Source organism: Paracoccus sp. 08 (assembly GCF_024105395.1).
Classification (GTDB): Bacteria; Pseudomonadota; Alphaproteobacteria; order Rhodobacterales; family Rhodobacteraceae; genus Paracoccus; species Paracoccus marcusii.
In genome coordinates, this window is the sequence record NZ_WEKR01000024.1 from 16251 (window position 1) to 34720 (window position 18470).

An 18470-nucleotide genomic window follows, 5' to 3' on the forward strand; every position below is an offset into this window, starting at 1 on the left:
AGCGATAACAGCAATGCCGTTCAACCTTTCACTGCACGCGCCAGCCGCGGAAGACGACAGCGCTTCAGCATCTCGGCCATGCTCATGGCACCGCCGGCGGCCTCTGCACGGTCGCGGGCGGCCTGCAGCGCGGACAGGACCGCGGGCCGGTCGCGCGCCAGTAGATCCAGCAGGAACGCATCGGGATGGATGGCGCGCAGGCCCAGCCCGGCCATCATCCGCTGTGGAAAATCGCGCAGGTTCGCGGTGACGATCAGCGATGCGTCCCCGGCCAGCGCGGCCTCGACCACGTGGCGGTCGGCAGGGTCGGGAAAGTCCAGGTCGATCGCCGCCTGCCCGTCAGCGGCCTGCACCGCCTGTGGAAAGCGCAGGCGCAGCAGCGCGATCTGGGCCCCTGCGACGCTTTCGGCATCAGAGCCGATACGGGCAGCGGCGCGGTGCCATTCCTCCAGGATGCGGTCCGACCAAAGCGCGTGGTAAAGCCCCGCCTGCGCCAGATCGGTCAGGATCTCGCGCAGGATGGTGGGGAACAGCACATTGGCGTCCAGGACGGCGCGCATCAGTCCAGCCGGAAGAATAGCGCCTTGAGATAGCCCGTCTCGGCCAGCTGCGGCAGGGTCGGATGGTCGGGCCCGGCCTGACCCGTGTGGATCAACACCCCGCGCCGCCCGCCGCGCCCGATGCCGCGCGCGCTGACATTGCGGAAGGCGGTCAGGTCCGCCGCGTGCGAGCAGCTGCACAGGACCAGATAGCCACCCGGCGCGACCAACGGCGCGGCCATCTTGGCCACCCGCTCATAGGCGCGCAGGCCCTTCTCCAGCGCGGGCTTCGACGGCGCGAAGGCCGGCGGGTCGCAGACCACCACGTCGAAGGTCCGCCCCTGTTCGGCCAGGGCCTCCAGCGCGTCGAAGGCATCCGACTGCTGCGTCTCCAGCCGGTCCGCGGCACCCATGGCGGACGCACCGCCCCGTGCCAGCTCCAGCGCCGGCGCGCTGCCGTCGATGCAAAGCGCGCTGTCGGCCCCCGCCGCCAGCGCCGCCAGGCCGAAACCACCCACATGGCTGAACACGTCCAGGACCGACCCGCCATCCACCAGCCGCTGTGCGAAGGCGTGGTTCGGGCGCTGGTCGAAGAACAGGCCCGTCTTCTGCCCGCCCAGAAGGTCGGCCAGATAGGTCGCGCCGTTCATGCGGACCTGGACCGGGCCGGATGGGGCCGTGCCGCGGATGACCTCCAGCCGCTCGGCCAGACCCTCCAGGCTGCGCGACCGGCCCTGCCCGTTCAGGACGACCGTGGAGACGCCCGCGACCTCGATCAGCGCATCGGCGATGTCCTCGGCCATGCCGTCGGCCCAGGCCGCGTTGGGCTGGATCACGGCCGCGTCGCCAAAGCGGTCGATGACCAGGCCCGGCAGGCCGTCGGCCTCGGCATGGACCAGACGATAGAACGGCTCGTCATAGATCCGCTCGCGCATCTGCAGGGCGCGGGTCAGGCGCGCGCGCAGCCAGGCGCCGTTGATCACCGCGCCCGGGTCGGTGTCCATCACGCGGGCGATGATCTTGCTGACCGGGTTCACGGTCACCAGGGCCAGCGGCTGACGCTCGGCATCCTCCAGCACCGCCAGGCCGCCGGGGGGCAGCGCCTTGGTGCGGCGGTCCAGCACCGCCTCGTCGGCAAAGACCCAGGGGAAGCCGTGGCGGATCGCCTGCGGCTTGGATTTCGGGCGCAACCGGATCACGGCGCGATCGTTGGGATGGCCGGCGGTCTGGTCGTCGCTGTGCAGTTCGCTCATGGCAAAACTCCTTTTGCGGTCGATCTGACATTTCCCACCCCCGCGCACAAGGCTGGCCACCGCCGATGGTTGAACCGTTAACGCTAACGGCGTATAGTGCCGCAAAGCCAGAGGAGGCACCCATGACCCTTCACGCCATGATCGACCGCGTCACCGACCGCATCCGCGAACGGTCCCACGAGAGCCGCAGCGCCTACCTGGGCAAGATCGCCCGTGCGGCGCAGGACGGCCCGGCCCGTGCGCACCTGTCCTGCGGCAACCAGGCCCATGCCTATGCCGCGATGGACGACAAGGTCGACATGGCGACAACGCGAAAGCCCAATATCGGGATCGTGACGGCCTATAACGACATGCTGTCGGCGCATCAGCCCTTTGAACGCTATCCCGACGTGATCCGCGCCGCGGGTCGCGCGGCGGGGGCCACGGTACAGGTCGCGGGCGGCGTCCCGGCCATGTGCGACGGCGTGACGCAAGGCCGCCCGGGGATGGAGCTGTCACTGTTCTCGCGCGACGTGATCGCGCTGGCCGCCGGGGTGGCCCTGTCGCATGACTGCTTTGATTCGGCACTGTACCTGGGCGTCTGCGACAAGATCGTGCCGGGGCTGATCATCTCGGCCGCGACCTTCGGGCATATCCCGGCGGTCTTCGTCCCCGCGGGTCCGATGCCCTCGGGCCTGCCCAATGACGAGAAATCCAAGGTCCGCCAGCAATTCGCCACCGGAGAGGTCGGCCGCGACGAGCTGATGAAGGCCGAGATGGCCAGCTATCACTCGGCGGGCACCTGCACCTTCTACGGCACCGCGAACACCAACCAGATGCTGATGGAGTTCATGGGCCTGCACCTGCCTGGCTCAAGCTTCGTGAACCCGAACACGCCGCTGCGCGAGGCGCTGACCGTGGCCGCGGTCCAGCGCGCGGCGCAGATCACCAATCTGGGCAACGAATACACTCCCGCCGGTCAGGTGCTGGACGAACGCGCCTTCGTGAACGGCATCGTCGGCCTGATGGCCACGGGCGGGTCCACGAACCTGGTCCTGCACCTGCCCGCCATGGCGCGGGCTGCGGGCGTCATCATCGACATCGCCGATTTCCACGACCTGTCGGAGAATGTGCCGCTGATGGCGCGGGTCTATCCCAACGGGCTGGCCGACGTGAACCATTTCCACGCGGCGGGGGGACTTGGCTACATGATCGGGCAGCTGCTGGAGGCGGGCCTGCTGCATCCGGACGTCAAGACGATCACCGGGTCGGGGCTGGACAGCTATGTCCGCGAACCCAAGCTGGACGGCGACACCATCCGGTGGGAGGACGGCGCGCGCACCACGCTGAACGACCGCATCCTGCGCCCCGCCAACGATCCGTTCGCAGCCACGGGCGGGCTGAAGCAGCTGCAGGGCAACCTGGGCCGCGGCGTCATCAAGATCAGCGCCGTCGCCCCCGAACGCCACCTGATCGAGGCCCGCGCCCGCGTGTTCCAGGATCAGGAATCGGTCAAGACCGCCTTCCGCGCCGGCGAGTTCACCGAGGACACGATCGTCGTCGTCCGCTTTCAGGGGCCGCGCGCCAACGGCATGCCGGAACTGCATTCGCTGACCCCGACGCTGGCGGTCCTGCAAGACCGCGGCCTCAAGGTCGCGCTGGTCACCGACGGGCGCATGTCGGGCGCGTCGGGCAAGGTGCCTGCCGCGATCCACGTCTCGCCCGAGGCGGCGATGGGTGGCCCGCTGGCGCGGCTGCGCGACGGCGACCGGGTGCGGCTGGATGCGGCGAACGGCACGCTGGAATGCCTGGAGGCCGATTTCGACACCCGCGATGCCGCCGTCTTCGACCCCAAAGGCAGCCACGAGGGCCTGGGACGCGAGCTGTTCGCGGCCTTCCGCGCCAATGCCGGGCCTGCGACCGAAGGCGCGGGTGTGGTGGTCTGATCCGTCAGGCGGCGGCGGCGACCTCACAGACGACGCGGCGCAGATAGCCCGCGAAATCCGAGGCCGTCCGCCGCGCTGGGCCGTCCGCCACATAGACGTTCAACCAGGTCGGCGGCAGCGGCGGCAGCCCGCCGCCATGTTCCACATCCTCCAGCCCCGCCTGCGGAATGCCGCGGGGGCGCACGGTGACGCCCAGATCGGCGGCGGCCAGGATGTGCCAGTTCTCGTCCCCGCCCTCTCCGGCAAGGTGGGTCCAGCCGATCCCTGCCGCATCCAGCGCGGCGATGGCCGCGGGATAATAGGCGCAATGCGACGATGTAGCCAGCGCCAGCGGCCGGTCCTGCCACGCGCTGCCGCCCACCGCGCCCACCCAGGCCAGATCGACCTTGGCCAGATGGATCGCGCCCGCCGGCGCCTCGAATTCGGTGGTCAGGATGACGTCATGTTCGCCCCGCCGCATCTGCGCCCGCAGGTCCTTGGTGCGGGCGTCGCGCATGACCAGTTCGACCCGCGGGTAATCCTTGCGAAAGGCGCGCACGGTCTGGGCGACCTTGGCGAACAGCCAGTCGCTGCTGAGACCCACGCGCAGCTTCTGTTCGGGCTGCAGCCCGGTATAGCGCGACAGGATCGCATCGTTCAGCGCCACCAGCTTGCGGCTTTCGCCCAACAGGTCCTGCGCGAAATCCGACAGGATGACCCCGCGGCCGACCTTGGCCAGCATGGGTCGGCCGAACACCTCCTCCAGGCGCTTCATCTGCATCGACAGGGCGCTTTGCGTCATGTTCAGCGCCTCGGCCGCCCGGGTCACGGCACCGTATTCGGCGACCGCCTGCAAGGACCGCAGCGTCGCGATATCCAGATTGCGCATCATCCAGTTTCCCTGATGGATCACATCAAAACCATTCGTTTCACAAATACGCCCTTGGACGATATTCATCAACTGGAAAGATGATCGGAACAATATCCATCATCATTGCTGATTCATTTAATCAAGGAGGCTGAACGATGACCCAGAAGAACGCCCTGCTGCGCGTGGTGACCGGCCATGGCATCCTGCCCCGCCCTTGGTGGGTGGAACGCGTATTGACCATGTTCGACGTACGCCGCACCCGGATCGACCTGTCGCGCCTGTCCGACGACCAGCTGCGCGACATCGGGCTGACCCGCGACGACGTGATCGCCGAAATGTCCCGCCCCATCTGGGACGTGCCCGCCCATTGGCGCCAGGAACGGGACGTCCGCTGCTAGGCCAGGTCGTGCGGCGGGCCGAAGCGGGCGCGCATCCGCGTCTCGATCTGGTCGCGGGTCTGGCGATAGGCCGCCAGCCGCGCCTCGCGCCCTTCGGCAAGGCCGGTCGGGTCCATGATCGGCCAGTATTCCACGTCCAGATGCGCATGACGCGTCATTTCCAGCGCCATCCGCTGGCTGGCCGGCGACAGGGCCACGATCAGGTCGAACTGGCCCAGGTCGTCGCCCCAGTCCTGCATCTCCTCGAAGCTGCGGCTGCGGTGGTTGGCCAGCGGCACGCCGATCTCGTCGCAGACGGCGATGGCGAAGCCGTCGACCTCCATGTCGTTCTTCACGCCCGCCGACTGGACATAGGCCGCGCGGCCATAGAACTTCTTCATCATCCCCTCGGCCATGGGCGAGCGGATGGAATTGTGGTCGCAGCAGAACAGAACCGATGAGGGGATCTTGTCCTGCGTCATCGGATCAGCCCTGCGGGATCAGCGCACAGATCAGGGTGAACAGGCGGCGCGCGGTGTCGATGTCCAGGCTGGCCTTGCCCTCCAGCCGCTCCTGCAGGGTGCGGGCGCCTTCGTTGTGGATGCCGCGCCGGGCCATGTCGATCGCCTCGATCTGGGCGGGGGGCAGGCGCTTGACCGCGTCGAAATAGCTTTGGCAGATCTGGAAGTAATCCTTGACCACCTGCCGGAACGGCCCAAGGGACAGGTGGAACTCGGCCACCTTGGTCGCGTCCTCGGCGGTGACGTCGAAGACCAGCCGCCCCTCGCGGATGCACAGTTCCAGCACGAAGGGCCCGTCTGGCGCGGCACCCCCGTCGCGGCCGGGAACGGCAAAGCTGTTGTCCTCGATCAGATCAAAGATGGCGACGCGCCGCTCCTGCTCCATTTCCGGCGTGGCCGGGGCGATGGCGCTGTCGTCGATCTCGATCCGGGTGATGCGGCTCATTCCAGCGGTCTTTCGTTCAGGGTCCCCAGCCGAGCCTGAACCGAAGCGCCATGCGCCTGCAAGCCCTCGGATGCGGCCAGACGCACCGCGGCGGGACCGATCGCGGCCAATGCCCCCGGCGTCAGCCGCGCCATGGTCGTGCGCTTGAGGAAATCCATCACCGACAGGCCGGAACTGAACCGCGCCGACCGCGCCGTGGGCAGGACGTGATTCGGGCCGCTGACATAATCCCCCACCGCCTCGGGCGTATGCGCGCCCAGAAAGATCGCGCCGGCGTGGATGCATTTGGCCGCCAGCCCCTCGGGGTCGGCCACGCACAGCTCCAGATGCTCGGGCGCGATGCGGTTCGACAGGGCTGCGGCCTGATCCAGGTCATCCACGACGATCAGCGTGCCGTAATCACGCCAGCTGGCCCCCGCGATGGCCGCGCGATCCAGCGTCGGTATGATCCGCTCGACCTCGGTCGCGACCGCGCGGGCCATGGCGGGGTCGGTGGTGATCAGGATCGACTGTGCATCCGCGTCATGCTCGGCCTGCGCCAGCAGGTCCCAAGCCAGCCATTCGGGGTTCTGGTCCGCGTCCGCGATGACCAGAACCTCGGACGGGCCGGCGATCATGTCGATGCCCACGCGGCCGAACACCTGCCGCTTGGCCGCCGCGACATAGGCGTTGCCGGGACCGGTGATCTTGTCGACCGGCGCGATGGTATCCGTGCCGTAAGCCATCGCCGCCACCGCCTGCGCGCCACCGATGCGATAGATCTCATCCACCCCCGACAGCTGCGCCGCCAGCAGGACCAGCGGGTTGATCACCCCGTCCGGCGTCGGCACGCAGATGACCAGCCGTTCCACCCCCGCCACCCGCGCCGGGATCGCGTTCATCAGCACGCTGGAGGGATAGGCCGCCTGCCCGCCCGGCACATAGAGGCCTGCCGCCGACACGGCACTCCACCGCCAGCCAAGGGTCGCACCCTCGGGGTCGGTCCAGCTGGCATCCTCGGGCATCTGGCGGGCGTGATAGGCGCGGATGCGCTCGGCCGCCAGGGCCAGGGCCGCGCGGTCCTCGGGCGTCACGCGGGCCACCTGGTCCGCGATCTCCTCGGGAGAGAAGCGCAGCGTGGCGGGCGTCAGGTCCAGCCGGTCGAACCGGGTCGTCAGATCGCACAGGGCCGCGTCGCCGCGGTCGCGGACATCGCGGATGATGGCGGTGACCGCGTCGTTCACGTCCGACGAATCCTCCCGCTTGGCACCCAGCATCGCGCGGAAGCCCTGTTCGAAATCGGCATCGGTGCTGTTCAGAAAGACCGGCATCATCATTCCCTTCGTGTTCCCGCGCGCCCCTATCCTGCGCCCCCGCCCGGCTCAAGCGTCAGGGGGCGGACAGGATGCCGCGGGCTTCGTTCTTGCCCAAAGACCCGGAAGCGGCCCTAGTCCGGATGCCGCGGTGCCTTGCCCGACACCGCCCGATGTGGGCGCGTCACGTCGCGCAGGTCCAGATTGATGCATTCCACATCAGCCAGGATGGTCCCGTCCCCCGCGAAATCCAGCGACAGGCGGCCTGTCCCGTCCTCTCCGGCCTGCCAGCGGATCGCCAGCAGCGACAGGACGGTGTCCCCGTCGTGCCCGACGCCGTCGCTGACGACGCGCATCACGTCGCTGATGACCAGCACCGAACGCACGCGTTCGAATTCGCGGTTCTGCAACCGGGCGTCCGCGGCATCCTCCCACCGAAAGCGCGTGATCAGCAGCGACAGCCGCCGCGCCTTGGCATCATGGCTGATGTCGGCGCCTGTCAGAACCGCATCCTGGACCAGCGACGACAGGATGCGCAGGTCGGCCTCGTCCTCGGCCCTCAGGGCCAGCGGCCGGGGGTCGGCATCGGCGAAACGGGCATCCTCTGCCATGGATCACTCCTCCTTGACGCGTTCGATATGGGCACCCACGCCGCGCAGCTTGCGCACGACATGTTCGTAACCCCGATCCAGGTGATAGACGCGGCTGACGGTCGTCTGCCCCTGCGCGGCCATCCCCGCCAGGATCAGGCTGACCGAGGCGCGCAGGTCGGTGGCCATCACCGGCGCGCCGCGCAGCTTCTCGACCCCGGTGACGGTCGCATGGCCGCCGTGAACCTCGATCTGCGCGCCCATGCGGGCCAGTTCGGGCGCATGCATGAAGCGGTTCTCGAAGATCGTCTCCTCCAGCACCGACGTGCCCTCGGCCAGGCACATCAGGGCCATGAACTGCGCCTGCAAGTCGGTAGGGAACCCGGGGAAGGGCTCGGTCCGAACATCGACGGCGCGCACGCGGCCGTTCCTGCGCGCGACCTTGAGCCCGCGCTCGGTCTCCTCGACGCTGATCCCGGCCTCGTCCAGCTTCTCGCAGAAGGCCGCCAGCAGCTCGATCCGGCCACCCAGCAGCTCGACTTCGCCACCGCACATGGCGGGCGCCAGCATATAGGTACCCAGTTCGATCCGGTCGGTCACCACCGGATGCGTCGCGCCATGCAGGGCCTGCACACCCTGGATGGTGATGGTCCCGGTCCCCTCGCCCTCGATCTGGGCGCCCATCGCGCGCAGGCAGCGGGCCAGATCGACGATCTCGGGCTCGCGCGCGGCGTTCCTCAGGACCGTCGTGCCGCGCGCCAGCGTGGCGGCCATCAGCGCGTTTTCCGTCGCGCCCACCGACMCGACCGGGAACTCGAAGACCGCGCCCTTCAGGCCCCCCGCCGGTGCCTTGGCGTGGACATAGCCCTCGCACAGGTCCAGCGTTGCCCCCATCGCCTCCAGCGCGCGCAGGTGCAGGTCCACGGGCCGCGCGCCGATCGCGCAGCCGCCGGGCAGCGACACCTCGGCCACGCCGTCCCGTGCCAGCATCGGCCCCAGCACCAGGATCGAGGCACGCATCTTGCGCACGATGTCGTATTCCGCCCGGTGGCTGGCCATCGCATGGCTGGACAGCGCCAGAACCTGGCCCTCCTGCAGGCTGGCGACCTCGGCCCCAAGCGAGCCCAGCAGCGCGGTCATGGTGCGGATGTCGGACAGGCGCGGCGCATTGGTCAGCGTCAGCGGCTGATCGGTCAGCAGCGTCGCGGGCATCAGCGTCAGGCAGGCGTTCTTGGCACCCGCGATGGGGATTTCCCCGTGAAGGGGGCCGTTCCCCGTGACGATGATCTGGTCCATCAGCTGTCCTTGCCTGTCTCGCCGCCCGCATCCGGGGCAGTCTTGTTGTCGTCCCGATCCGCCCGCGCCCGCGCCTGTTCCTTGCGCCGTGCCAGATTCGCGCGCAGCGCCTGTCGCAGGCGTTCCTCGCGGCTGTCGGGGCTTGGCTTGTCATTGCGTCGGTCGGTCATGGCAGTCCTGTTAGCGCCGCGCGGGCCGCACGTCCAGCAAACGCACACGCCGCGCGCGATCAATCGCCAAAATCCCGAAAAATCGTTCGGACCCCCTTGCAGGGGTCGAAACCTTTGTCTAAACGCCCCCTCACGTTGCTGTGGTAGCTCAGTGGTAGAGCACACCCTTGGTAAGGGTGAGGTCGAGAGTTCAATCCTCTCTCACAGCACCATTCACCCACAGATGCATCCAGATCCCGCGCCGCAGGGTTGTTACGTCACCCGCAGATCCTGCAGATGACGCTTGGCGATCACACGTCCGCTTCGCAGACGGCGTCGCCCCAGGGGCTCATGATCTCGGTCGCGCCGCAGTTCCGGCCCGCCTGGTGCATCACGCCCGCGGGCACGGCGAAGGCATAGGGATGGACCGTCCGCCTGGCGGTCGTCACGGGGCCTATGGCTGCCAGCGCCTGCGCCACGTCCTGCGGCAGATCCTCGTCCATGACCGTGCCTGTCGCGGCAGAGGCATCGATGCGCGGCGTGTGGAACGCCTGTTCCAGATCCATCCCGAAATCCACCATGAAGCTGACCAGGTTGGCCACCGCGGGCAGGATCTTGCGCCCGCCCGACGCGCCGATGGCGAACATCCGGTCACCCACCTGCCCCACGGTGGGACAGACGTTCATCAGGCACCGCTTGCCCGGCGCCAGCGAATTCGGTCGGCCCTGCTCGGGGTCGAACCACATGATGCCGTTGTTCAACAGCATCCCGGTCTGCCCGGACACGACATGACTGCCGAACATCGACAGCAGGGTCTGGGTGACGTTCACCATGTTGCCGTGCCGGTCCACGACGCTGAAGCTGGTGGTGCAGGCCGGGGCGCGCGGGCTTTCGCCTGTGTCGCCCGCATGGGCCAGCCGGTCGCGATAGGCATCGCCCAGGCCTGACGCCAGCGCGGCATAGCTGGCCGCCGACGGCGCATCACCGGGATCGAAGGCCGCCTGCATCTGCTGCAGGGCCGTGACCAGTTCCGCCCCCGCGGACAGACCCGACGGCGCATGGATGACGGCATCGCGATAGCGGACCGTCCGGGGCGCACGGGCCTCTGCCTGATAACTGCGCAGATCCTCCATCGACAGGCTGCCGCCCTTGGCGCGGACGTCGTCGACCAGCATCCTGCCGATGTCGCCGTGATAAAAATCCTGGGCACCGTGATCGGCAAGCCGGCGCAGGGTGGCCGCATGGACGCGCTGATCCAGGCGCGCGGCCGAGGCCGTGGTCCAACCGGCGATGTCAGGCCATTGCCCGTCCGCCAGGAACAGCGCCGCCGCATCGGGGTCCTGCGCCAGCTGGCGCGCCGCGGACGCGATCAACAGCGACGAATACCAGTCGAGCAGCATCCCCTCCTCTGCCAAGGCCACGGCGGGGGCCAGCAGATCGCCCCAGTCGCGCGTCCCGTACTGCCGATGGGCCAGCGCCATCCCGGCGACCGTGCCCGGCACCGCGACAGAGGTCGCGCCATAGATGTTGCGGTCGTCCCTGACGCGCGTCCAGGGAAACAGGTCCGCCGCCTGCCGCCCCGGCTCCAGCGGATAGTCGGCAACGTCAAGGCCCGCGGGTGCGCGCATCCCGAACTCGATCGTCTCGGCCCGCTGTTCACCCGCGCGCCACAGGGTCATCATGCCGCCACCCATCGGACCCGACATCCACGGCTCGACCACGCCCACCGCAAAGGATGTCGCGACCGCCGCGTCCATCGCGTCACCCCCGGCGGCCAGGACCGCGGCGCCGACCTCGGCCGCCTTGCGATGCTGCGCGGCGACGACGCCGCCATCGGTCCAGACGACCTCCTTGCGGATGCGTTGCGTTCTGGAGAAATTCGACATGGCCTGGCCTTCCGTGATCGACATCGGCTGCGGGGGGACGCCCCGCCCCACCTGAGCGCGTCGGGCAGCGTCATGCAAGGGCGGGCCGTCCGACATGTGCAAACTTGACACCGCCGGTCGTCCGGTTAAGTCGGCACCGGTCGTTCACGACGGAACGGCCATCCGACGATCCTCCTCCGTACAGGCCGACGCATCAGGGCTGCATCATCAGCGCCGGTCGCAGCGCACGGGCCGAGATCCTCTGAAATCATGCGCCCTATGGACCCGCCATGACATCCACCCGACCATCCGCCCCGCCCGCCGGCGCGGCCCCCACCAATTCGCCCGCCCAGGTCCTGACGGCCAGCCTCATCGGCACGACGATCGAATTCTTCGACTTCTACATCTATGCGACGGCCGCAGTGCTGATCTTTCCGTCGCTGTTCTTTCCGGGATCGGACCCGACCACGGCGCTGCTGGCGTCCTTTGCGACCTTCTCGATCGCGTTCTTCGCGCGGCCGTTGGGGGCCATCGTCTTTGGCCATTACGGCGACCGCATCGGCCGCAAGGCCACGCTTGTCGCCGCGCTTCTGACGATGGGGGTGTCGACCGTCACCATCGGCCTGCTGCCGACTTATGACCAGATCGGCGTCTGGGCGCCGCTGCTGCTGGCGCTGTGCCGGTTCGGCCAGGGCTTCGGCCTGGGCGGCGAATGGGGCGGGGCCGTGCTGCTGGCGACCGAGAACGCACCCGAGGGCAAGCGCAGCTGGTACGGGATGTTCCCGCAACTGGGCGCACCCGTCGGTCTTCTGCTGTCGTTGGGGTTCTTCTGGGTGCTGCTGCACTTCATCACCCAGGACGAGCTGCTGGCCTGGGGCTGGCGGCTGCCATTCCTGTCGTCGATCCTGCTGGTCGGGATCGGCCTGTGGATCCGCCTGTCCATCACCGAGACCCCCGAATTCGCCGAGGCCGTGAAGAAGGACAAGCGCGTATCCGTCCCCCTGGCCGAACTGTTCCGCCATCACAAGCTGAGCGTGTTCCTGGGCACCTTCGCGGCGCTGGCGACCTTCGTGCTGTTCTATCTGGCGACAGCGTGGCTGTTGTCCTACAACGTCAAGGTCCTGGGGATCCCGTTCAAGGACGCATTGCTGATCCAGATCTATGGATCGGTCGTCTTCGGCCTGACGATCCCCTTTGCCGGCAAGATCGCGGATCGCACCGGGCGCTATGGCTTCCTGATCATCGTGACCATCCTGATCGGGGCCTTTGCCCTGTCCTTCGGGTCGCTGATGCAGGGCAGCGCCCAGAACGAGTCCAGCGTCTATCTGTTCGTCACGATCAGCCTGATGCTGATGGGCCTGACCTATGGCGTCATCGGGGCGGCGCTGGCCGCGCCCTTCCCGGCCCAGGTCCGCTATACCGGGTCGTCGCTGACGTTCAACTTTGCCGGCATCTTCGGCGCGTCGCTGGCGCCTTATGCGGCGACCTGGCTGCAGATGAACTATGGCATGGCGCAGGTAGGATACTATCTGCTGGGCGCCGCCGTGATCTCGTTGATCTGCATCGTGGCCACGGGGCGCGACAAGATCTGATCGCCGACCGGTGATCCTTGCACCCCGCGCCCGGCGGCGCGGGATGCATCCGTCATGCACAGCCGCGCAGACAGGCCCCAAGCGTGGATCGCTGCCCACCATCGGCGTCGAAATTGTCGGGCGCCAGCCACGCCAGATAGCCGGGCCGCAGTTCCTGCCAGTCTTGATCGGTCATCGCGAACCAGGCCGTGTCGCGGTTGGTCCCCTTGACGACCATGTGCTGCCGAAAGACCCCCTCGGGCCGAAAGCCGAAACGCAGGGCGGCCCGTTTCGAGGGCGCGTTCAGGTCGTTGCATTTCCATTCGAACCGCCGATAGCCCAACGCAAAGACGTGGTCCGCGAACAGGAACAGCGCCTCGGTCGCCATGCGGCTGCGCTGCAGGGCGGGGCCCCACATGATGCTGCCGATCTCGATCACGCCATGGGTGCGGTCGATCCGCATCAGCGCCTGACGACCCTCGGCGCGGCCCGTGGCGGCATTGACCACCGCAAAGAACATCGGGTCTGCCGATGACGATACATGGTCGACCCAATCCGCAAAGGTGTCACGATCCTGGGGCGGATGCTCGAAAAGCCAGCGAAAGCGGTCATCGGCCCCACCTGCGGATGCGGCCTTGTACAGCGTCCCTGCATGACCGGCCTGAAGCGGTTCCAGCCGCACGTATCGTCCGATGATCGGCGCCCGCGCGGGGGCCGGGGGCGGTGACCAGCGGGTCAGATCCACATGCATGTCCCATCGCTCCTTTCCAAGGCTGGCGGCCCGTTGCGCCACAAACGGACCCGCGCGATGCGTGACCCGGGATGGCCCCTGGGCATCACACCGGCGCCTCGACCAGCGTCAATGCCCCGTTGGGCAGCGGCCGCTGCAGTTCAACCGCCGGTATGCCGTCCAGCCAGGCGTGCCATTCCTGGGGGCGCGTCAGGATGACCGGCATCGCCTTGGGATGGATCGGCGCGACCTCGGCGTTCGGGGGGCAGGTCAGAAAGGCATAGAGGTCGTCGACCGTCTCTCCGTCCTTGACCTTGCGGACCGATCGCCAGCCGCGCGTCTCGATCCCGGCAAAGAACAGGGTCGCGCCTGGATCGGCGGGTGCGAACCACTGCACGCCCTTGCCCTTGCCGCGCGGTTCGGAAAAGCTGGTCAGCGGCACCAGACAGCGATGCTCGCGGCCAAGCCAGCGCCGCCAATGGGGCGACTCCAGGTTGCGGACATTCGTGACGCCCGGGTCGCGCTCCGTCTTCAGCGCAAAGCGCGGCGACGGCATGCCCCACCGCGCCTTGACCAGTTCCGGCCCGTCCGCGCCGTTCCGGATGATCGGTGCCAACTGGTCGGGATAGACGCTGCCCGGCGCCAGATTTCCCGACCGGTCCGTCAGCCCGTCGATCAACCGGACCAGCGCCTCCTGCGGCGTCGTGTGGTTGTAAAGGTTGCAGATCGCCCCGCCCTCCGCTGGTTCGCGTCTATTTCTGGGGCCGCCGCCGTGTCAGCCGTGCTCTTCGGCGGCGGTCTGTTCCAGGGCCTGGTTCAGGGCACGCAGGACGTCGATGTGATGGACGCTGCCGATCAGGCGCAGGGGGTCGTCCGGGCCGTCGCAGGCCGTCACGGCCAGAAACACCGCGCCGCTTCGTTCGAACAGCGGCAGGGCCTCGGCCAGGGTGGTGGTCGGGGCCACGGTCGGACCGCGTTCCGCCATGGCGCGGACCAGATCCTCGGCCGGGGCATCCGGGGCGTCCAGCGCGCGGATGACCGGCGTGACGCGCAGCTGATGGGGCAGCCAGGCCTGCGGCCCTTCGGAGAGGTGGATGCCCCGCCGCTCCAGCTGGGTCAGGAAGAACGACCGCCTGACCAGGGTCGACGCCAGGGCCGAACTGAGCGAGACCGAGGTCATCACCGCGATGCCCGTCTGCCAGTCTCCGGTCATCTCGAACACGATCAGCGCGGTCGAGATGGGGGCGCCCAGGACCGCCGCGCCGACCGCGGCCATGCCGGCAAAGGCATAGACGTTGACGCTGCCGGAATAGCCGGGCGCAAGGGTCGTGGCGATGATCCCGAAGGCCAGGCCGGTCAGCGACCCCATGACCAGCGCGGGCGAGAACACCCCGCCCCCCATGCGCCCGCCCAGCGTGATCGCGACCGCCAACGCCTTGACGACCGCGAACATGACCGCCTGCCCCAGGCCGATCTGGCCGGACAGCGCCGCGGCGGTGGTTTCATAGCCCACGCCGATGATGTGCGGAAAGGGAATGGCGATCACACCAAGGGCAAGCCCCGCCAGCGCGGGCCGGGACCAGCGCGGCCAGCCGATCCGCGCCATCGCCCGCGTCGCCAGGCTGTCGGCGCGAAAGATCCCGCCCATCATCGCCGCCGCGACCAGCGCGCAGACAAGGCCCAGCACCATGAAGGCGGGCAGTTCGATATGGAAGGCCAGGTCAGGCTCGACCGGCAGCATGAATTCGGTCAGGCCGCCGAACTGCAGCCGGTTGATGACCGTGCCTGCGACCGCGGCAATCGCGATCGGGGCAAAGGCGCGCGTCGCGAAATGCCGCAACACGACCTCATGCGCGAAAAGTGCCCCGGCGATGGGCGCGTTGAAGCTGGCGGCGACCGCACCCGCGACGGCGCATCCCAACAGCTCCCTGCCGGTCACAGGGCTGGCCTTGATGCGCCGCGCGACCGCGGTCGAGACGACGCCGGCCAGATGCACGACGGGCCCCTCGCGCCCGGAACTGCCGCCGGTGCCCAGCGTGATCAGCGAGGCCGCGGCCGATGCCAGACCCTCGCGGACCTCGACCCGGCCCCCGTCCAGCGCCGCGCCCTCGATCACGTCGGACACGGCGCGCACGCGCCCGTCTGGGGTAAAGCGGTCCAGGATCAGCCCGACGACAAGTCCGCCCAGGACCGGCACCACCAGCACCCAACCCCAAGGCAGGTCGCGCGCGACGCTGGCCAGGGTCAGGTCGTCGGCGCCGTAGAGGGCCGTCTGAACCCCCGAGATACCCAGCCTGAACCCAAGCGCCGCAAATCCCGCCGCGATGCCGATCAGCAGCGCCAGCACCCAGAACTGCACCTGTCGCATGGCCCTGTCGGCCGCAATGCGCAGGACCGGATACAGCTCGCGGCGCCATCGGCGCAGGGTGCGTCTGACAAGAAGGGCGAAGGCAGGTCTCATTCGGGCAAGGCTGGCACAGCATCGTCACCTTGGCGAGGGTCATCCGTCACGCGGACATGGTGCACGGTCCGTGGCCGGGACCGGCGCGGCGTTCCACCGATACCGGGCACCCCATATCGGCGGCGGCTGATCCCCCACGACGCGACCGGTCGCGGCGTCAGAGGGCCAGCCCCTCGCCCCGGGGATCATGCGCGCCCGAACAGCCCGTCGCGTCGATGCGGATCGCGCCTGCGCAGCCGAAGATCGGAGACAGTGCCGGCAGTTCGGCCGTCTCATGCCCCATTGCGGCCAGAGAGGCGATCGCCGCGTCGCCCAGGGAGGCCTCGACCTTGAGGCTGTCGCGGCTGTCCGAAAAGGTTCGCCCCAGAAGAAAGCGCGGCTGCGCCAAGGCTGCCTCGGGCGACAGCCCCAGATCGATCAGGCCGCTCAGCACGACGGCCAGTGTCTGCGGCTGGCCATCCGCGCCCTGCGTTCCATAGAGAAGATGCGGCCGGCCATCCTTCAGCGCGATGCCGGGGTTCAGCGTATAGAAGGGCCGCTTTCCGGGGGCGATGACATTCGGGTGGGTCGGATCGGTGGCAAAGCTTGCGCCACGATTGTGCCAGATGATCCCGGTATCGCCGATGACGCAGCCGCTGCCCCAGTCGAAATAGGTGCTCTGCAGGACCGATGCGCAGCGCCCCTGCCCGTCCGTCGCGGCAAAGAACACCGTATCCCCATGCCGGACCCTGTGCGGCCAGGCCAGTGCACGATCCGCGCGGATCGCGCCCGCCTTGGCGTCCAGCCGATCCGGGGACAGCAGCGCCGATATGTCGTCACCCGCGTGACCCGGGTCGGCGATACGCCCGCGGTCCAGGAAGGCCTGCTTGACCGCCTCGACCAGCAGATGGGTCCGCATTGCAGGGTCGCGGGGGATCCGCAGCCGGTCGAGGATGCCCATGATGGCCAGCGTGGTCACCCCCTGCGTGGGCGGCGGCGGCGCCAGCAGCATCAGGTCGCGATAGGGCTGGGACAGCGGTTGCGCCGCCCGGCTGTGCGTCGCGGCAAGGTCGGCGGCGGTCAGCGGCGCACCCGCCTGGGCCAGGCCCTGGGCGATCCGCTGCGCCGCCGGTCCCTGATAGAAGCTGCGCAGCCCGTCCCGGGCCATCAGGGACAAGATCTCGGCCAGTTGCGGCTGGCGCAGCAGGTCGTTTCCGGCAGCGGCGAACTGGGCCGCAAAGCCCGGCCAGTCCGGCCAGTCCGCGGCGCGGAAATCCAGCCAGAACCGTTGGCTGTCGCTGGGCCGAAACCCGTCGCGCGCAAGGGTCAGCGCGGGCGCCAGCAGCGCCTCCGGCGTCATCGTCCCGCCCCATCGGGACGCAGACAGGCGCAGGGCATGGTCCCAGCTGTCGACGGCGTAAGCCAGACCGCGTCGCCGCCCAGCCCGCAGAAATGCGGCATGACCACGGCCAGGACCGCGCCCATCGCCACGGCGGCCTCGGCCGCGGTGCCGCCGCGCTGCAGGACGTCCGCCCCGGCCCGTGTCGCCAGCGGGTGCGGGCTGGTGGCCATCGGCTGCATCGCGGCGGCCGCCATCAGTCGGCCAGGACCAGCTGGCGGTCGTCCAGCGGCGGCAGGAAGCTGCGGTCGAAGACCTGCCCGGCTGCGGGCGTGGTCTGCAGTTGATAGCCCTCGACGACGATGTCGATGGCGCGCGACAGGCGGTCGTCATCCAGGTCGCCCAGACCGATCCGGGTCACCTCGTCCGAGGCGATCAGGTTCTCGTACGAAAACATCATCCGCGCCATCTCGAGGTCGCGATTGGCCAGGTTGTCAAAGGCCAGGACGGCATCGACACCTGCCTCGTGGTCCTGGGCGATCTCGACCGCGGCGCGGTTGATCGCGCGGACCAGGCCGGTCACGGCCTCGGGGTTGTCGGCGATCATCGCCTGAGAGACCATGACCCCGTTGGCATAGAGGTCCAGGCCGTGATCGCCGAAGTTCAGCCAGTTGAAATCCGCCGCGGGGTCCTGGCGGTTGTTGATCAGGTTGAACCAGGCGGTGATGTTGAACACCATCGCCCCGTCGATGTCGCCGCGGATCAGCATGGGTTCGGTCAGGTTCGGCGCCAGGCTTTCGATGGTGATGCTGTCCAGGTCGACGTCGTTCATGCGCGCAAAGACCGGAAGCAGCTTGGTCGTGGGCGTCCCGGGCGCGCCGCCCAAGGTCTTGCCCGCCAGATCGGCAGGAGTCGTGATGCCGCTTTCCTTGCGGGTCACGACCGTGAAGGGCGGATCGTTCCACAGCTGATAGACCATGACCGGGGTCTGGTCGGGGCGTTCGGCGGCATTCTGGATGATGGCGTTGATGTCGCCAAAGCCCGCGTCATAGGTGCCCGACATGATCCGGGTGACGGTGGCGGCGGACCCCTCGCCCTGGTCGATGGTGACGTTCAGGCCCTCCTCCTCGAAATAGCCCTTCTGCTGGGCCAGCAGGATGGGCGCATCCGACCCCTGCGTCTTCCAGCCCAGGGTGAAGCGGATGTCGGTCTGGGCCAGCGCGGGGGCGGCCATCGCGATCAGGGATGCGGCGGCAAGCAGCGATTTCAGCATCGGGATACCTTTCGG

17 protein-coding genes, 1 tRNA gene and 1 pseudogene are annotated in these 18470 nt (G+C 68.6%); 4 read left to right on the forward strand and 15 right to left on the reverse strand.

Features of this window, described 5'->3' with window-relative positions:
• Window positions 1-20: 20 nt before the first annotated feature.
• Both GBO37_RS09900 and GBO37_RS09905 read right to left on the reverse strand, forming a co-directional pair.
• Window positions 21-560 (reverse strand): RSP_2648 family PIN domain-containing protein, encoded by a 540-nt coding sequence (locus tag GBO37_RS09900; RefSeq protein WP_252928716.1) that lies wholly within the window; start codon window positions 558-560, stop codon window positions 21-23.
• The gene (locus GBO37_RS09905; protein WP_252928717.1) at window positions 560-1792 is read right to left on the reverse strand and encodes an RSP_2647 family RNA methyltransferase; all 1233 of its coding nucleotides are present in this window, start codon (window positions 1790-1792) and stop codon (window positions 560-562) included. Before GBO37_RS09905 ends, GBO37_RS09900 begins: the two co-directional genes overlap by 1 nt.
• 122 nt (window positions 1793-1914) lie before the next feature.
• On the opposite strand from GBO37_RS09905, the gene edd reads away from it, so the two are divergent.
• Window positions 1915-3717: a phosphogluconate dehydratase gene (gene edd / locus GBO37_RS09910; RefSeq protein WP_252928718.1), complete on the forward strand. Its 1803-nt coding sequence runs from the start codon at window positions 1915-1917 to the stop codon at window positions 3715-3717.
• Between the two features lie 4 nt (window positions 3718-3721).
• Here edd and GBO37_RS09915 read toward each other — a convergent pair whose 3' ends face one another.
• Window positions 3722-4588 carry a LysR family transcriptional regulator gene (locus GBO37_RS09915; protein ID WP_252928719.1) on the reverse strand — a complete coding sequence of 289 codons (867 nt, stop codon included), beginning with the start codon at window positions 4586-4588 and terminating at the stop codon, window positions 3722-3724.
• Between the two features lie 134 nt (window positions 4589-4722).
• Here GBO37_RS09915 and GBO37_RS09920 point away from each other — a divergent pair, with 134 nt between their 5' ends.
• Complete coding sequence (locus GBO37_RS09920; protein WP_148911826.1) at window positions 4723-4965, forward strand: DUF1127 domain-containing protein; 243 nt, start codon at window positions 4723-4725, stop codon at window positions 4963-4965.
• On the opposite strand, the gene GBO37_RS09925 is transcribed toward GBO37_RS09920, so the two are convergent.
• From GBO37_RS09925 to GBO37_RS09950, 6 genes are all read right to left on the reverse strand, one after another.
• Window positions 4962-5426 carry a low molecular weight phosphatase family protein gene (locus GBO37_RS09925; protein WP_045999460.1) on the reverse strand — a complete coding sequence of 155 codons (465 nt, stop codon included), beginning with the start codon at window positions 5424-5426 and terminating at the stop codon, window positions 4962-4964. The genes GBO37_RS09920 and GBO37_RS09925 overlap by 4 nt on opposite strands.
• A gap of 4 nt (window positions 5427-5430) precedes the next feature.
• Entirely contained in the window at window positions 5431-5910 is a 480-nt protein-coding gene (locus GBO37_RS09930; RefSeq protein ID WP_127898242.1) for a UPF0262 family protein, read from the reverse strand.
• Window positions 5907-7220, reverse strand: coding sequence for a histidinol dehydrogenase (gene hisD, locus GBO37_RS09935; RefSeq protein WP_252928720.1), 1314 nt, complete (start codon window positions 7218-7220; stop codon window positions 5907-5909). Before hisD ends, GBO37_RS09930 begins: the two co-directional genes overlap by 4 nt.
• A 116-nt stretch (window positions 7221-7336) precedes the next feature.
• Entirely contained in the window at window positions 7337-7813 is a 477-nt protein-coding gene (locus GBO37_RS09940) for a DUF2948 family protein (RefSeq protein WP_045999462.1), read from the reverse strand.
• A gap of 3 nt (window positions 7814-7816) precedes the next feature.
• Window positions 7817-9088, reverse strand: coding sequence for a UDP-N-acetylglucosamine 1-carboxyvinyltransferase (murA, locus tag GBO37_RS09945; protein ID WP_252928722.1), 1272 nt, complete (start codon window positions 9086-9088; stop codon window positions 7817-7819).
• A complete protein-coding gene (locus GBO37_RS09950; RefSeq protein WP_187427361.1) occupies window positions 9088-9258 on the reverse strand; it encodes a hypothetical protein in 171 nt (56 codons plus the stop codon). The genes murA and GBO37_RS09950 overlap by 1 nt, the downstream gene beginning before the upstream one ends.
• 137 nt (window positions 9259-9395) lie before the next feature.
• Between GBO37_RS09950 and GBO37_RS09955 the strand changes: the two genes are divergently transcribed.
• Window positions 9396-9470: transfer RNA gene (locus GBO37_RS09955), tRNA-Thr, on the forward strand.
• Window positions 9471-9548: 78 nt separating this feature from the next.
• On the opposite strand, the gene GBO37_RS09960 is transcribed toward GBO37_RS09955, so the two are convergent.
• Window positions 9549-11123: a gamma-glutamyltransferase gene (locus GBO37_RS09960; RefSeq protein ID WP_252928724.1), complete on the reverse strand. Its 1575-nt coding sequence runs from the start codon at window positions 11121-11123 to the stop codon at window positions 9549-9551.
• Window positions 11124-11392: 269 nt separating this feature from the next.
• Between GBO37_RS09960 and GBO37_RS09965 the strand changes: the two genes are divergently transcribed.
• Window positions 11393-12694: an MFS transporter gene (locus GBO37_RS09965; protein ID WP_252928725.1), complete on the forward strand. Its 1302-nt coding sequence runs from the start codon at window positions 11393-11395 to the stop codon at window positions 12692-12694.
• Between the two features lie 52 nt (window positions 12695-12746).
• On the opposite strand, the gene GBO37_RS09970 is transcribed toward GBO37_RS09965, so the two are convergent.
• From GBO37_RS09970 to GBO37_RS09990, 5 genes and pseudogenes are all read right to left on the reverse strand, one after another.
• A complete protein-coding gene (locus tag GBO37_RS09970; protein ID WP_252928727.1) occupies window positions 12747-13424 on the reverse strand; it encodes a GNAT family N-acetyltransferase in 678 nt (225 codons plus the stop codon).
• 85 nt (window positions 13425-13509) lie between these two features.
• Window positions 13510-14130, reverse strand: a complete 621-nt coding sequence (locus GBO37_RS09975; RefSeq protein WP_371927543.1) for an SOS response-associated peptidase — start codon at window positions 14128-14130, stop codon at window positions 13510-13512.
• Between the two features lie 48 nt (window positions 14131-14178).
• The gene (locus tag GBO37_RS09980; protein ID WP_371927541.1) at window positions 14179-15864 is read right to left on the reverse strand and encodes a chloride channel protein; all 1686 of its coding nucleotides are present in this window, start codon (window positions 15862-15864) and stop codon (window positions 14179-14181) included.
• A gap of 157 nt (window positions 15865-16021) precedes the next feature.
• Window positions 16022-17439: pseudogene (locus GBO37_RS09985) on the reverse strand (gamma-glutamyltransferase family protein).
• A complete protein-coding gene (locus tag GBO37_RS09990) occupies window positions 17439-18455 on the reverse strand; it encodes an ABC transporter substrate-binding protein (protein ID WP_252928733.1) in 1017 nt (338 codons plus the stop codon). Before GBO37_RS09990 ends, GBO37_RS09985 begins: the two are co-directional and overlap by 1 nt.
• Window positions 18456-18470 lie beyond the last annotated feature (15 nt).

What these genes read in the sequence shown, in the direction of transcription:
- GBO37_RS09970 (WP_252928727.1), bottom strand. Translation starts at nt 13,424, where the DNA reads ATGCATGTGGATCTGACCCGCTGGTCACCGCCCCCGGCCCCCGCGCGG.
- GBO37_RS09950 (WP_187427361.1), bottom strand. Translation starts at nt 9,258, where the DNA reads ATGACCGACCGACGCAATGACAAGCCAAGCCCCGACAGCCGCGAGGAA.
- GBO37_RS09960 (WP_252928724.1), bottom strand. Translation starts at nt 11,123, where the DNA reads ATGTCGAATTTCTCCAGAACGCAACGCATCCGCAAGGAGGTCGTCTGG.
- GBO37_RS09930 (WP_127898242.1), bottom strand. Translation starts at nt 5,910, where the DNA reads ATGAGCCGCATCACCCGGATCGAGATCGACGACAGCGCCATCGCCCCG.
- GBO37_RS09990 (WP_252928733.1), bottom strand. Translation starts at nt 18,455, where the DNA reads ATGCTGAAATCGCTGCTTGCCGCCGCATCCCTGATCGCGATGGCCGCC.
- GBO37_RS09925 (WP_045999460.1), bottom strand. Translation starts at nt 5,426, where the DNA reads ATGACGCAGGACAAGATCCCCTCATCGGTTCTGTTCTGCTGCGACCAC.
- GBO37_RS09905 (WP_252928717.1), bottom strand. Translation starts at nt 1,792, where the DNA reads ATGAGCGAACTGCACAGCGACGACCAGACCGCCGGCCATCCCAACGAT.
- GBO37_RS09980 (WP_371927541.1), bottom strand. Translation starts at nt 15,864, where the DNA reads ATGAGACCTGCCTTCGCCCTTCTTGTCAGACGCACCCTGCGCCGATGG.
- edd (WP_252928718.1), top strand. Translation starts at nt 1,915, where the DNA reads ATGACCCTTCACGCCATGATCGACCGCGTCACCGACCGCATCCGCGAA.
- GBO37_RS09965 (WP_252928725.1), top strand. Translation starts at nt 11,393, where the DNA reads ATGACATCCACCCGACCATCCGCCCCGCCCGCCGGCGCGGCCCCCACC.
- GBO37_RS09940 (WP_045999462.1), bottom strand. Translation starts at nt 7,813, where the DNA reads ATGGCAGAGGATGCCCGTTTCGCCGATGCCGACCCCCGGCCGCTGGCC.
- GBO37_RS09915 (WP_252928719.1), bottom strand. Translation starts at nt 4,588, where the DNA reads ATGATGCGCAATCTGGATATCGCGACGCTGCGGTCCTTGCAGGCGGTC.
- GBO37_RS09920 (WP_148911826.1), top strand. Translation starts at nt 4,723, where the DNA reads ATGACCCAGAAGAACGCCCTGCTGCGCGTGGTGACCGGCCATGGCATC.
- hisD (WP_252928720.1), bottom strand. Translation starts at nt 7,220, where the DNA reads ATGCCGGTCTTTCTGAACAGCACCGATGCCGATTTCGAACAGGGCTTC.
- GBO37_RS09900 (WP_252928716.1), bottom strand. Translation starts at nt 560, where the DNA reads ATGCGCGCCGTCCTGGACGCCAATGTGCTGTTCCCCACCATCCTGCGC.